Here is a 13,958-nt window from a genome sequence, read left to right on the forward strand (position 1 = left end):
CTCATCCAATCGGTGGTTACAGTGAGCTAGCTTGCTGCACGTCATAGAAGCGCTTGCCAGAGCTTGCCATATCGACCAGCGACTGAGGCACCTTGTACATTGCACCTAGCGATTCATATTGCTTCGCCATCACAACGTAGTTATCGATACCGATACTGTCTAGATAGCGGAACACACCACCTCTAAATGGAGGGAAGCCTAGACCATAAACCAGCGCCATATCTGCTTCTTGTGGTGTCGCAATGATGCCTTCTTCCAAACACAGTGCGACTTCGTTGATCATTGGAATCATCATGCGTTGAATAATGGTGTCATCATCGAATGATTGTGCTGGCTTGCTGACTGACTCGAGCAGAGAGCTGATGTCTTCGCTTGGGGCTTTCTTGGGGCGGCCGCGCTTGTCAGTGGTGTACGCATAGAACCCCGAGCCATTCTTTTGACCATAGCGGGTGTTTTCAAATAGTACATCAATAGAATCACGTTGATCTTTTGCCATGCGCTCAGGGAAGCCTTCTGCCATCACTGCTTGTGCATGGTGCGCGGTATCGATACCCACCACATCAAGTAGGTAAGCAGGACCCATTGGCCAGCCAAACTTGCGCTCCATGATTTTATCGATCTGAATGAAGTCTGCACCATCCGCCAGTAGCTGACTAAAGCCGCCAAAGTATGGGAATAGAACACGGTTAACGAAGAACCCTGGGCAGTCGTTGACAACGATAGGGGATTTCCCCATTTTCGCTGCGTAAGCAACAACGCGGTTGATGGTTTCTTCCGAGGTGTGCTCACCGCGAATGATCTCGACCAATGGCATGCGGTGTACTGGGTTAAAGAAGTGCATACCACAGAAGTTTTCTGGGCGTTTTAGTGACTTCGCAAGAACATTGATAGGAATAGTTGAGGTGTTCGAGGCGATGACGGTGTTTTCGCCCACCATCTCTTCGACTTCACTCAGTACAGCCGCTTTGATTTTTGGATTCTCTACAACAGCTTCCACAATCACATCGCTTTGCTCAATACCGGCGTAATGTAGGCTAGGGGTAATAGAAGCCAGCACGCCAGCCATCTTAAACCCGTCGATACGTCCACGTTGCAAACGCTTGTTGAGTAGCTTAGAAGCTTCGGTCATGCCTAGTTCAAGGGAGGCTTGAGCGATGTCTTTCATGATGACTGGTACACCTTTTAGTGCAGACTGGAAGGCAATACCACCACCCATGATACCGGCGCCAAGTACTGCTGCGCGCTCAGTCTCTTTACCTGACTTAGCGGCTTTCTTAGCAAGACCTTTGATGTACTGATCATTCAGGAAGATGCCAACCAATGCGTTGGCCACGTCAGAGCCTGCAAGGTTGATGAAGTAGTTTGCTTCGATATCAAGCGCCTCATCACGACCAAATCGTGCTGCCTCTTCAATCGTTTTGACTGCAGCCATTGGCGCAGGGTAGTGAGGACCAGCTTTTTGTGCCACTAAACCTTTCGCCATGGTGAAGCTCATCATAGATTCAAGTTTGCTAAGAGTCAGTGGTGATACTTTTGCTTGGCGGCGCGCTTTCCAGTCAATTTTTTCGTTGATGGCAAGTTCAATCGTGTTCAATGCTGAGTCATACAATGCTTCCGTTTCCACGATAGCATCGAGTAGACCGACCTTTAGCGCCTCATTTGCTCGGCATGCTTTACCTTGCGTGATGATCTCCATGGCACTGTCTGCGCCAATTAGTCTTGGCAAGCGAACAGTACCACCAAAACCAGGCATGATACCTAGTTTGGTTTCCGGCAGGCCGATGCTGGTGGTCTTGTCACCAATTCTAAAGTCTGTCGCCAATACGCACTCACAACCGCCGCCTAGCGTGTGGCCTTTAAGTGCAGATAGCGTTGGTACTGGCAAATCTTCCAGCTTGTTGAAAATGTTGTTGGCGAACCCTAACCATTCCTTGAGCTCAGCTTTTGGCTTGGCAAACAGTCCAAGGAATTCTGTGATGTCAGCACCCACAATAAAGGCGCTTTTGTCAGTTGTTAGAATAAGACCCTTGAGACCGCTCCATGCAGCAAGCGCATCAAGGGCTTTGTCTAAGGATTCGAGAGTAGCCAAGTCAAGTTTATTGACCGACTGGGGAGAGCTAAAGCACAGCTCGGCGATGCCGCTGCGTACTTCCTTTACCTGTAGAGTTTCAGATTGGTAAATCATTGTCATTCTCCGTGACAGACAATCCGTGATTGTGTGAAAGCGGTTGTTATAGTTTTACTTCTGGTTAGACCAGTTATTTAAGTGTGTACCGCATCGAATTTAATTTCAATACATTTTTTAAACAACTGTTTAACATTATGACCAGTGTCCAATCTTGGAGTCAATTGCTATTGCTCGTGCTAGAATACCCCTTTTAGGCGACAAACCTCGTAAAACCCAATGAACTCAACTGCATACTTGATACCTGAGCACCCAGTTCTTTTTGAAGAAGAGATCAAAAAGAGCGTGTTCATCACGCAAATCGCTCATACGCCGAGTATTGAGTTGGCGAAAGCATTCGTCGATCAAGTGAAAAAACAGCACAGCAGTGCTCGACATAATTGTTGGGGCTTTGTGGCGGGACGTCCTGAAAATTCGATGATGTGGGGCTTTAGTGACGACGGTGAGCCGTCTGGTACAGCAGGTAAGCCAATTTTGGCGCAGCTCAGTGGTTCTGGTATTGGAGAGCTTACCGCCGTGGTTACGCGTTATTCTGGTGGTATCAAGCTTGGCACGGGCGGCTTGGTGAAGGCTTACGGTGGCGGCGTGCAACAAGCACTTAAGCTGATTCAAACAATCGAAAAAAAAATCACCACACAATTACGTCTAGAGTTAGACTATGCATTCGTGTCTATAGCTCAAGCCGAGCTGAGTCGTTTCGAAGCGGTTGAGGTCGAGTCGCACTACACCGACAAGGTCATTCTTATTGTTGAGTTAGAAGTGAACCATGTTGATGCACTGACGCAGAGTATCATTAATAAAAGCGGAGCCAAGGCAATGGTCTCCCCAGTAGAAAACAACTAGGACGTAACGAAGCACCGCTTCATCAACTCATATGCAATTTCGATCCATAATTCGCATTGTAGGACTGCTACTCGCTCTGTTTAGCGTGTCAATGCTCGCACCCGCTTTAGTCGCACTGATCTATCGAGACGGTGCGGGTGTGCCTTTTGTTACCACCTTTTTCGTCCTACTTGTTTGCGGCGGGTTTTTCTGGTTTCCAAACCGTCGTCATAAACACGAGCTCAAAGCCAGAGATGGCTTCCTTATTGTTGTACTGTTTTGGACCGTAATCGGTAGTGCGGGTGCACTGCCATTTTTGATTTCTGATTATCCCAATGTTTCCGTCACGGATGCCTTCTTTGAGTCCTTCTCGGCACTAACGACGACAGGGGCAACAGTGATCGTTGGTTTGGATGAGCTTCCTAAAGCGATTTTGTTCTATCGTCAGCTACTCCAGTGGTTTGGTGGTATGGGTATCATCGTACTTGCTGTGGCCATTTTGCCAGTACTTGGCATCGGTGGGATGCAGCTCTATCGAGCAGAGATCCCGGGACCAGTTAAAGACAGTAAGATGACGCCACGTATTGCAGAGACTGCAAAAGCCCTTTGGTACATCTATTTAAGTTTGACGATCGCCTGTGCAGCGGCATTTTGGGTGGCAGGTATGACGCCATTTGATGCCATCGCCCATAGTTTCTCGACGATTGCGATTGGCGGCTTCTCGACCCACGATGCGAGTATGGGTTATTTCAACAGTCCGGCTATCAACATGATTACTGTCGTTTTCTTGCTGATTTCTGCGTGTAACTATTCTTTGCACTTTGCGGCCTTTGCCTCTGGCGGTGTGCATCCTAAATATTATTGGAAAGATCCAGAGTTTAGAGCCTTCATCTTTATTCAGGTGGTTCTGTTTTTGGTGTGCTTCCTTATCTTACTTGAGCATCACTCCTACAATTCCATGTACGATGCGTTCGATCAGGCTCTGTTCCAGTCAGTCTCGATATCAACGACGGCCGGCTTTACGACAACGGGTTTCTCTGAGTGGCCACTGTTCTTGCCGGTACTCCTGCTGTTCTCATCATTTATTGGTGGCTGCGCAGGTTCAACGGGTGGCGGCATGAAGGTTATTCGTATTCTTCTACTGACACTGCAAGGTGCCCGTGAAATGAAGCGTTTGGTTCACCCAAGAGCGGTCTATACCATCAAAGTTGGCGGAACAGCTCTATCACAGCGCGTTGTCGATGCAGTGTGGGGGTTCTTCTCCGCTTATGCATTGGTGTTTGTGGTGTGTATGTTGGCACTTATCGCAACGGGTATGGATGAGCTCAGTGCTTTCTCTGCCGTAGCGGCGACACTGAATAACCTTGGTCCAGGTCTTGGTGAAGTGGCTCTTCACTTTGGGGATGTGAACGACAAGGCGAAATGGGTACTGATTGTGTCGATGCTATTTGGGCGATTAGAAGTGTTCACTCTTCTTATACTATTAACGCCAGCATTCTGGCGAAGCTAATTCATCAATACCAATTTACTAATAGATGGCAGCGAAGGAAATCATCGTGGAAAAAGTTCTCTATCTCTATTCTTCTCGCGAAGGACAAACAAAGAAAATCATTGGACGTATCGCTGAGCAGCTTGGTCATAATGATGCTGCCACTATTAACCTTCATGAAAACCCAGATGTAAATCTGAGTGACTATGACAAAGTACTGATTGGTGCCTCTATTCGATATGGCCATCTTAATAAGAAGCTGTATCAGTTTATTGAAGCTAACCAACAACAACTGGGTGAGATGAAGGCGGCGTTCTTCTGCGTAAACCTGACAGCGAGAAAAGAAGACCAAGGTAAAGATACGCCGGAAGGTAGCGCCTATATAAAGACGTTTCTTAAAAAGTCACCTTGGCAGCCGACTCTGATCGGTGTTTTTGCCGGAGCCCTCTATTACCCTCGTTATAATTCGTTTGATCGCTTTATGATTAAGCTAATTATGACCATGACTGGCGGCGAAACGGATACCACTAAGGAAGTTGAGTATACCAATTGGGAGAAAGTGGGGCTGTTTGCCGAGAAATTTGCGCAGCTATAGAGAGGAAATGTTGGTTTTTACGCCGTTTTGACTCGTTTTTAAGCGAACGATAAAAAAAACCGAAAAACTTAAAAAAAAGGGTTGCCAACTTTAATCCGATCTCTATAATGCCCCCTCGCTGACACGGGAAAGGACAACGAAATCCCCAACGAGTCAGAAGGTCACAAGCTTCTAAGAAGCTTAGCAAAATAAGTTGAAAAAAGTGGTTGACACGAAAACTTATCTCGCTAAAATGGCCGTCCGTTTCAAGGGAAGCTTTGAAACAAGCTCTTTAACAATATAAACCTATCAATCTGTGTGGGCACTCGTTGATGATAATCAAATTAGATACCTCGGTATCAAATTAGGTTTTCAATGAACTGAGTGACCAATCAAGTCGAAAGACTTGGCACAGTCAATTCATTATCGTTCTGTTGGAACGATAATAGCTTTAGATTACTTAAGTAGTTTAAAGTCAGTATTCATTGAGCCGAACAAAATCTTAAATTGAAGAGTTTGATCATGGCTCAGATTGAACGCTGGCGGCAGGCCTAACACATGCAAGTCGAGCGGAAACGAGTTAACTGAACCTTCGGGGAACGTTAACGGCGTCGAGCGGCGGACGGGTGAGTAATGCCTGGGAAATTGCCCTGATGTGGGGGATAACCATTGGAAACGATGGCTAATACCGCATAATAGCTTCGGCTCAAAGAGGGGGACCTTCGGGCCTCTCGCGTCAGGATATGCCCAGGTGGGATTAGCTAGTTGGTGAGGTAATGGCTCACCAAGGCGACGATCCCTAGCTGGTCTGAGAGGATGATCAGCCACACTGGAACTGAGACACGGTCCAGACTCCTACGGGAGGCAGCAGTGGGGAATATTGCACAATGGGCGCAAGCCTGATGCAGCCATGCCGCGTGTGTGAAGAAGGCCTTCGGGTTGTAAAGCACTTTCAGTCGTGAGGAAGGTAGTGTAGTTAATAGCTGCATTATTTGACGTTAGCGACAGAAGAAGCACCGGCTAACTCCGTGCCAGCAGCCGCGGTAATACGGAGGGTGCGAGCGTTAATCGGAATTACTGGGCGTAAAGCGCATGCAGGTGGTTAGTTAAGTCAGATGTGAAAGCCCGGGGCTCAACCTCGGAACTGCATTTGAAACTGGCTGACTAGAGTACTGTAGAGGGGGGTAGAATTTCAGGTGTAGCGGTGAAATGCGTAGAGATCTGAAGGAATACCGGTGGCGAAGGCGGCCCCCTGGACAGATACTGACACTCAGATGCGAAAGCGTGGGGAGCAAACAGGATTAGATACCCTGGTAGTCCACGCCGTAAACGATGTCTACTTGGAGGTTGTGGCCTTGAGCCGTGGCTTTCGGAGCTAACGCGTTAAGTAGACCGCCTGGGGAGTACGGTCGCAAGATTAAAACTCAAATGAATTGACGGGGGCCCGCACAAGCGGTGGAGCATGTGGTTTAATTCGATGCAACGCGAAGAACCTTACCTACTCTTGACATCCAGAGAACTTAGCAGAGATGCTTTGGTGCCTTCGGGAACTCTGAGACAGGTGCTGCATGGCTGTCGTCAGCTCGTGTTGTGAAATGTTGGGTTAAGTCCCGCAACGAGCGCAACCCTTATCCTTGTTTGCCAGCACTTCGGGTGGGAACTCCAGGGAGACTGCCGGTGATAAACCGGAGGAAGGTGGGGACGACGTCAAGTCATCATGGCCCTTACGAGTAGGGCTACACACGTGCTACAATGGCGCATACAGAGGGCTGCCAACTTGCGAAAGTGAGCGAATCCCAAAAAGTGCGTCGTAGTCCGGATTGGAGTCTGCAACTCGACTCCATGAAGTCGGAATCGCTAGTAATCGTGGATCAGAATGCCACGGTGAATACGTTCCCGGGCCTTGTACACACCGCCCGTCACACCATGGGAGTGGGCTGCAAAAGAAGTGGGTAGTTTAACCTTCGGGAGGACGCTCACCACTTTGTGGTTCATGACTGGGGTGAAGTCGTAACAAGGTAGCCCTAGGGGAACCTGGGGCTGGATCACCTCCTTATACGAAAGATTATTGCGATGAGTGTTCACACAGATTGATGGTTTATGATGTAAAGAGAAATGTAAGTGCCCAACACTTACAGGTTTGCTTTCGCTTTTTAAAGCGGAAATAAACAAGCAGTGTCCCGTTCGTCTAGAGGCCTAGGACACCGCCCTTTCACGGCGGTAACAGGGGTTCGACTCCCCTACGGGATACCATTGGGTCGTTAGCTCAGTTGGTAGAGCAGTTGACTTTTAATCAATTGGTCGCAGGTTCGAATCCTGCACGACCCACCATTCTTCTCCACGAAGAATTAAAACTTATGTGGGCGATTAGCTCAGTTGGGAGAGCACCTCCCTTACAAGGAGGGGGTCACTGGTTCGAGCCCGGTATCGCCCACCATTCTCTAAGAATTTTTGGATTAAGATTTTCCAAACCACTTCAGTAAAGCGTACGTGGTTGGAATTTTTGACGCCGCAAGGCACTGAGAATCTTTAGAAAATGCATTAAGTTTGCATTGCTCTTTAACAATTTGGAAAGCTGACGAATAAGAATTAATTATTCTTATTCAATTAAAAGTTCTCAAATCCTAATCTTTTGATTAGGTACCAACACACATTCAAGTGTTCTTGGAATTTGAGTCCGGCAAAATCGAGTCTGCACATGTATAAAAATGCAGACAACTTTGGTTACGTAACAAAGACCCTTTGGGGTTGTATGGTTAAGTGACTAAGCGTACACGGTGGATGCCTTGGCAGTCAGAGGCGATGAAAGGCGTAATAACTTGCGATAAGCCCAGATTAGGTAGTAATAACCTTTGAGTCTGGGATTCCTGAATGGGGAAACCCACCTGCATAAGCAGGTATCGCTGAGTGAATACATAGCTCAGCGAGGCGAACCGGGGGAACTGAAACATCTAAGTACCCCGAGGAAGAGAAATCAACCGAGATTCCGAAAGTAGCGGCGAGCGAAATTGGATTAGCCCTTAAGCTTTTAATGAGACAGGTGAAGGCTCTGGAAAGTGCCGCGATACAGGGTGATAGCCCCGTAACCGACATCTCATCATCAGTGAAATCGAGTAGGGCGGGACACGTGATATCCTGTCTGAATATGGGGGGACCATCCTCCAAGGCTAAATACTACTGACTGACCGATAGTGAACCAGTACCGTGAGGGAAAGGCGAAAAGAACCCCTGTGAGGGGAGTGAAATAGAACCTGAAACCGTGTACGTACAAGCAGTAGGAGCACCTTCGTGGTGTGACTGCGTACCTTTTGTATAATGGGTCAGCGACTTATATTCAGTGGCAAGGTTAACCGTTTAGGGGAGCCGTAGGGAAACCGAGTCTTAACTGGGCGTTCAGTCTCTGGATATAGACCCGAAACCAGGTGATCTAGCCATGGGCAGGTTGAAGGTTGAGTAACATCAACTGGAGGACCGAACCGACTAATGTTGAAAAATTAGCGGATGACTTGTGGCTAGGGGTGAAAGGCCAATCAAACCTGGAGATAGCTGGTTCTCCCCGAAATCTATTTAGGTAGAGCCTCGGACGAATACTACTGGGGGTAGAGCACTGTTAAGGCTAGGGGGTCATCCCGACTTACCAACCCTTTGCAAACTCCGAATACCAGTAAGTACTATCCGGGAGACACACGGCGGGTGCTAACGTCCGTCGTGGAGAGGGAAACAACCCAGACCGCCAGCTAAGGTCCCAAATTATAGCTAAGTGGGAAACGATGTGGGAAGGCTTAGACAGCTAGGATGTTGGCTTAGAAGCAGCCATCATTTAAAGAAAGCGTAATAGCTCACTAGTCGAGTCGGCCTGCGCGGAAGATGTAACGGGGCTAAGCTATAAACCGAAGCTGCGGCAATATACTTTGTATATTGGGTAGGGGAGCGTTCTGTAAGCCGTTGAAGGTGGACTGTAAGGTCTGCTGGAGGTATCAGAAGTGCGAATGCTGACATGAGTAACGATAAAGGGGGTGAAAAACCTCCTCGCCGGAAGACCAAGGGTTCCTGTCCAACGTTAATCGGGGCAGGGTGAGTCGACCCCTAAGGCGAGGCCGAAAGGCGTAGTCGATGGGAAACGGGTTAATATTCCCGTACTTCTTACAATTGCGATGGGGGGACGGAGAAGGCTAGGTGGGCCTGGCGACGGTTGTCCAGGTTCAAGTGCGTAGGCTTGAGAGTTAGGTAAATCCGGCTCTTTTTAAGGCTGAGACACGACGTCGAGCTACTACGGTAGTGAAGTCATTGATGCCATGCTTCCAGGAAAAGCCTCTAAGCTTCAGATTGTAAGGAATCGTACCCCAAACCGACACAGGTGGTCGGGTAGAGAATACCAAGGCGCTTGAGAGAACTCGGGTGAAGGAACTAGGCAAAATGGTACCGTAACTTCGGGAGAAGGTACGCTCCTCGCGGTGAAGTCCCTTGCGGATGGAGCTATGGGGAGTCGCAGATACCAGGTGGCTGCAACTGTTTATTAAAAACACAGCACTGTGCAAAATCGTAAGATGACGTATACGGTGTGACGCCTGCCCGGTGCCGGAAGGTTAATTGATGGGGTTAGACTTCGGTCGAAGCTCTTGATCGAAGCCCCGGTAAACGGCGGCCGTAACTATAACGGTCCTAAGGTAGCGAAATTCCTTGTCGGGTAAGTTCCGACCTGCACGAATGGCGTAATGATGGCCACGCTGTCTCCACCCGAGACTCAGTGAAATTGAAATCGCTGTGAAGATGCAGTGTACCCGCGGCTAGACGGAAAGACCCCGTGAACCTTTACTACAGCTTGGCACTGAACATTGACCCTACATGTGTAGGATAGGTGGGAGGCTTTGAAACTAGTACGCCAGTATTAGTGGAGCCGTCCTTGAAATACCACCCTTGTAGTGTTGATGTTCTAACGTCGGCCCCTTATCGGGGCTGCGGACAGTGCCTGGTGGGTAGTTTGACTGGGGCGGTCTCCTCCCAAAGAGTAACGGAGGAGCACGAAGGTGGGCTAATCACGGTTGGACATCGTGAGGTTAGTGCAATGGCATAAGCCCGCTTGACTGCGAGAATGACAATTCGAGCAGGTGCGAAAGCAGGTCATAGTGATCCGGTGGTTCTGAATGGAAGGGCCATCGCTCAACGGATAAAAGGTACTCCGGGGATAACAGGCTGATACCGCCCAAGAGTTCATATCGACGGCGGTGTTTGGCACCTCGATGTCGGCTCATCACATCCTGGGGCTGAAGTCGGTCCCAAGGGTATGGCTGTTCGCCATTTAAAGTGGTACGCGAGCTGGGTTTAGAACGTCGTGAGACAGTTCGGTCCCTATCTGCCGTGGGCGTTGGAAGATTGAAGGGGGCTGCTCCTAGTACGAGAGGACCGGAGTGGACGAACCTCTGGTGTTCGGGTTGTGTCGCCAGACGCATTGCCCGGTAGCTAAGTTCGGAATCGATAACCGCTGAAAGCATCTAAGCGGGAAGCGAGCCCTGAGATGAGTCTTCCCTGGCACTTTAAGTGTCCTAAAGGGTTGTTCGAGACTAGAACGTTGATAGGCAGGGTGTGTAAGCGTTGTGAGGCGTTGAGCTAACCTGTACTAATTGCCCGTGAGGCTTAACCATACAACACCCAAAGGGTTTTGATGGACTCAAAGCAAGAACTTTGAATGTGTATTTAGACTTTTAAAATCAGTTTTCCGAATTAAGAATTTGCTTGGCGACCATAGCGTTGTGGACCCACCTGACTCCATGCCGAACTCAGAAGTGAAACGCAATAGCGCCGATGGTAGTGTGGGGCTTCCCCATGTGAGAGTAGGACATCGCCAGGCTTTGAACATTATCTGTTTAAAGCACGATTTAGATAAGACTTTAAATGGACCACTGCGGAGTGGTAGTTCAGTTGGTTAGAATACCGGCCTGTCACGCCGGGGGTCGCGGGTTCGAGTCCCGTCCACTCCGCCACTTATTAAGAAGCCTCGTCTAACGACGAGGCTTTTTTGAATCTAACGTGTTGATTTAAGAAATTAAATAGCATAGATTAGATAACACTTTAGGGGTGTAGCTCCAATTGGCAGAGCAGCGGATTCCAAATCCGCGTGTTGGGAGTTCGAATCTCTCCACCCCTGCCATATCCAAAGGCTCTGACTTAGGTCGGAGCCTTTTTTGTTTTCGCTTTTCCAAAGCGATGTGTTGGGAGTTGGGTCGCCAGCCCGGTCAAATCTCTCCACCCCTGCCATATTCAAAGGCTCTGACTTAGGTCAGGGCCTTTTTCGTATCTGCAGTTTGTCGCTAAACAACGGTGCTGTAGTTAGAGGATATTCTTAGGCACGACTCGGTGCAGTTTCACTCCCACCCTTTTAGTGACGCTAACTTCATTGTCTGGATTGAAATCTGTAGTTATCCGCCATGCATTGTCAGGCTCCATTTCCACCTTCATAGCGGCTGAGACATGCTCATTGATCTCTGGAGAATGGATGATGGCAAAGCTCTCTGTGTTCAAATGAGCGCTGCGTGGGTCAAGATTGTAGGTACCAACAACGGTAATGCTGTCATCAATCGTCATTGTTTTCGCATGAAGACCAAAAATAGGCGTCGTTGATAGCTTCTTATACATGTGCTCCGTCATTACACGCTGCCTGACTTTAGCATCGGGCTTAAACTCATAAACCTCAACCCCAGTGGCCAGCAGCTGTTTCCTATTTCTTTGGTAGCCGCTAAAGGCAGCTAGATTGTCGTTAGAGGCTAAGCTATTCGTCAGGATCTTTATGGATATGCCTTTTTCTACAAGACTACGTAAAAAGACTCGATCTTTTTTGGTTGTGACCAGATAGGGTGTCTGGATCAGAATGGAAGCTTTAGCTCTCTCTGCCAGCTCGATCAACTTATCTCGAGTGATACTACTTCCACCCAAGAACGTCTGTTGATCGTTTTTTCCCGGCTCATCCGCTACATACTCTACGTTGTCAACGAATAGGAACTTTCCTTCTTCAGATAGTGCCTGAAAGGTCTCGGGTACCTTATCTATCTCTGCTCTGATTTCAGGATGAAAGTGCTCAGGGTTACACGCATAGGAATGCAATCGTGAAAAATCAGGATTGCCGCTATATGGGTTGGATTTGAAGAGATCTTCGACTGGGACACTGAGCTCGCTATTCCAATATTGCTCGAAGGAGGTATCGATCGCGTTAACTGCTTTGCCAGCTAGGAATACATCGCGATCTCTAAAGTTGTACTCATGATCAAACCCGAAGTATTCGTCGGCAATATTTCTTCCTCCAGTGATAGCTACCTGGTTGTCGACTAAAAACACTTTATTGTGCATGCGTTGGTTGATGCCGTGAAAGTCGGTAATAACAGTTGTCATCTTTTGAACTATATTCTTACCGATGTTGGCGTTGGGGTTATATATCTTGATGTCAAAGTTCTCATGCGCTGCTAGCATGAGAAGTTCATCTCCCTTGGCATTGAGCATGATGTCATCGACAAGAACTCTCACCTTTATGCCTCGCTCAGCCGCTCTTACGAGATAGTCAGTCGCAATCAACCCTACGTTGTCGACTGAGAAGATAAAGTACTGTACATCGATAGAGGCTTCAGCGCGCTCTGTTAACCAAGCACGGGACATCATTGCTTCAGCCCCTTGCTCTAAAACATAGACGCCTGTGCCGCTTTCCATCTCAGTCTCAAAAGGTAGAGTATAGTGAGACAAAGGCAAGCGCTCTTTATCGACGAGTTCGGCGCAATAGTCTTTATTCGAGACTGGTACGCTATCGGGAGCAGTCGAGCAGCCAAACAAAGCAATTGAAGCAGAGGCAAGGAGCGTTTTTTTGAATGCGAACATAAGGGTAAAAGCCTTTTGGGCAGAGAGTCGGCAATATGATATCGATAACCAGAGTAATAAAGTATCATCTCTCTGTCACAACCGTCAGTGAGCCAAGTTATGGTTGGATATAAACGTTTTCCGCCACTTTCCAAAATGCAGAGAGTAGCTGGTTATCCAAGTTAGAGCGCTTGCACACCACACCGAGTTTGAATGGCTTTATAGGCTCTAGCTTCAAGCGCTGTATCTTGTCTCTGACTGGGCTGTTGACGATAACGACTTCTGGCGCAATACCTACACCACATCCTAATGCCACCATGCTAACAATCGCCTCATGACCGGATACTTGTGCATAGATATTGGGCTTTATACGCATTTTCTTGAACCAGTAATTTGCACGTTCGCGAGCGGTGCCAGCTTCTGGCACGATGAATGGGATTTTACTCCAGTCAGGCATACCATCGACTAGCTCAGAGCCAAAGCTGCTTACCCCGGCTGGTGCAATAACAGATAAGGGGATCTCACTAATCGTCTCAAACTCCAGACGCGCGGGGAGCAATTCAGGCAGTGCAGAGATAGCGATATCCGTTTCATCGTTCATGACCTTGTCTATCGCCTGGGCTGGATCGCCTGTCGATAGTTCGAATTCGATGTACGGATAGAGCAGCCTGAACTCCGCAAGTAGTTCAGGTAAATGGCTATAGCTGGCGGTGACTGAACAAAACAACCGGAGTTTGCCTCTGAGCTCGTTCTCACCATGTTGGCTTTCAGATTGAAACTGCTGCCATTCGCTGACGATATTGATGGCAATCGGTAGCAGCTTTTTACCTGCTGGAGTGAGCTCTACAGATCGGTTGTCACGCAGGAATAGGCTTTGATGAGTATCCTGCTCAAGTTTTTGAATCTGACGACTTAGCGCCGAGGCACTGACGTGCATCGCTGTCGCGGTTTTACTGAAGCTTTTACTCTCACAAAGATGGATGAAAGCTTGGAGACTTTTAATATTCATAACACTAAAGATATCGGTAGTTGCATTAATTGCAATGACA

At 48.2% G+C, this 13,958-nt stretch carries 6 protein-coding genes, 5 tRNA genes and 3 rRNA genes; 11 read left to right on the plus strand and 3 right to left on the minus strand.

The features are described from left to right. Positions 1–16: 16 nt before the first annotated feature. The gene (gene fadB / locus J4N45_RS00095) at positions 17–2,185 is read right to left on the minus strand and encodes a fatty acid oxidation complex subunit alpha FadB (RefSeq protein WP_252012994.1); all 2,169 of its coding nucleotides are present in this window, start codon (positions 2,183–2,185) and stop codon (positions 17–19) included. A gap of 219 nt (positions 2,186–2,404) precedes the next feature. Here fadB and J4N45_RS00100 point away from each other — a divergent pair, with 219 nt between their 5' ends. From J4N45_RS00100 to J4N45_RS00150, 11 genes are all read left to right on the plus strand, one after another. Then, entirely contained in the window at positions 2,405–3,028 is a 624-nt protein-coding gene (locus J4N45_RS00100) for a YigZ family protein (protein ID WP_234494908.1), read from the plus strand. A gap of 31 nt (positions 3,029–3,059) precedes the next feature. Further along, a complete protein-coding gene (locus J4N45_RS00105) occupies positions 3,060–4,517 on the plus strand; it encodes a TrkH family potassium uptake protein (protein WP_112460744.1) in 1,458 nt (485 codons plus the stop codon). Positions 4,518–4,563: 46 nt separating this feature from the next. Further along, a complete protein-coding gene (hemG, locus tag J4N45_RS00110) occupies positions 4,564–5,091 on the plus strand; it encodes a menaquinone-dependent protoporphyrinogen IX dehydrogenase (protein ID WP_252012995.1) in 528 nt (175 codons plus the stop codon). Positions 5,092–5,574: 483 nt separating this feature from the next. Continuing rightward, positions 5,575–7,126, plus strand: a 16S ribosomal RNA gene (locus tag J4N45_RS00115). 121 nt (positions 7,127–7,247) lie between these two features. Next, positions 7,248–7,323, plus strand: a tRNA-Glu gene (locus tag J4N45_RS00120). Between the two features lie 2 nt (positions 7,324–7,325). Continuing rightward, positions 7,326–7,401 (plus strand) — tRNA-Lys (locus J4N45_RS00125). A gap of 30 nt (positions 7,402–7,431) precedes the next feature. Next, positions 7,432–7,507, plus strand: a tRNA-Val gene (locus J4N45_RS00130). 317 nt (positions 7,508–7,824) lie between these two features. Next, a 23S ribosomal RNA gene (locus J4N45_RS00135) occupies positions 7,825–10,712 on the plus strand. 90 nt (positions 10,713–10,802) lie between these two features. After that, positions 10,803–10,918 (plus strand): 5S ribosomal RNA (rrf, locus tag J4N45_RS00140). The 16S, 23S and 5S rRNA genes sit together here with 5 tRNA genes alongside, the layout of an rRNA operon. 56 nt (positions 10,919–10,974) lie before the next feature. Next, positions 10,975–11,051: transfer RNA gene (locus J4N45_RS00145), tRNA-Asp, on the plus strand. A gap of 90 nt (positions 11,052–11,141) precedes the next feature. Beyond that, positions 11,142–11,218, plus strand: a tRNA-Trp gene (locus tag J4N45_RS00150). Positions 11,219–11,397: 179 nt separating this feature from the next. Here the strand turns inward: J4N45_RS00150 and J4N45_RS00155 are convergent. Beyond that, positions 11,398–12,930 (minus strand): phospholipase D family protein, encoded by a 1,533-nt coding sequence (locus J4N45_RS00155; RefSeq protein ID WP_252012996.1) that lies wholly within the window; start codon positions 12,928–12,930, stop codon positions 11,398–11,400. A 97-nt stretch (positions 12,931–13,027) separates the two neighbouring features. Continuing rightward, on the minus strand, positions 13,028–13,918 hold the full coding sequence (gene ilvY, locus J4N45_RS00160; protein ID WP_252012997.1) for an HTH-type transcriptional activator IlvY: 891 nt from the start codon (positions 13,916–13,918) through the stop codon (positions 13,028–13,030). Positions 13,919–13,958 lie beyond the last annotated feature (40 nt).

The organism is Vibrio sp. SCSIO 43140 (genome assembly GCF_023716585.1).
GTDB lineage: Bacteria > Pseudomonadota > Gammaproteobacteria > Enterobacterales > Vibrionaceae > Vibrio > Vibrio maritimus_B.

Excerpts from the sequence above, each read along its gene's own strand:
- J4N45_RS00155 (WP_252012996.1), bottom strand. The coding sequence starts at position 12,930 with ATGTTCGCATTCAAAAAAACGCTCCTTGCCTCTGCTTCAATTGCTTTG.
- ilvY (WP_252012997.1), bottom strand. The coding sequence starts at position 13,918 with ATGAATATTAAAAGTCTCCAAGCTTTCATCCATCTTTGTGAGAGTAAA.
- fadB (WP_252012994.1), bottom strand. The coding sequence starts at position 2,185 with ATGATTTACCAATCTGAAACTCTACAGGTAAAGGAAGTACGCAGCGGC.
- J4N45_RS00105 (WP_112460744.1), top strand. The coding sequence starts at position 3,060 with ATGCAATTTCGATCCATAATTCGCATTGTAGGACTGCTACTCGCTCTG.
- J4N45_RS00100 (WP_234494908.1), top strand. The coding sequence starts at position 2,405 with ATGAACTCAACTGCATACTTGATACCTGAGCACCCAGTTCTTTTTGAA.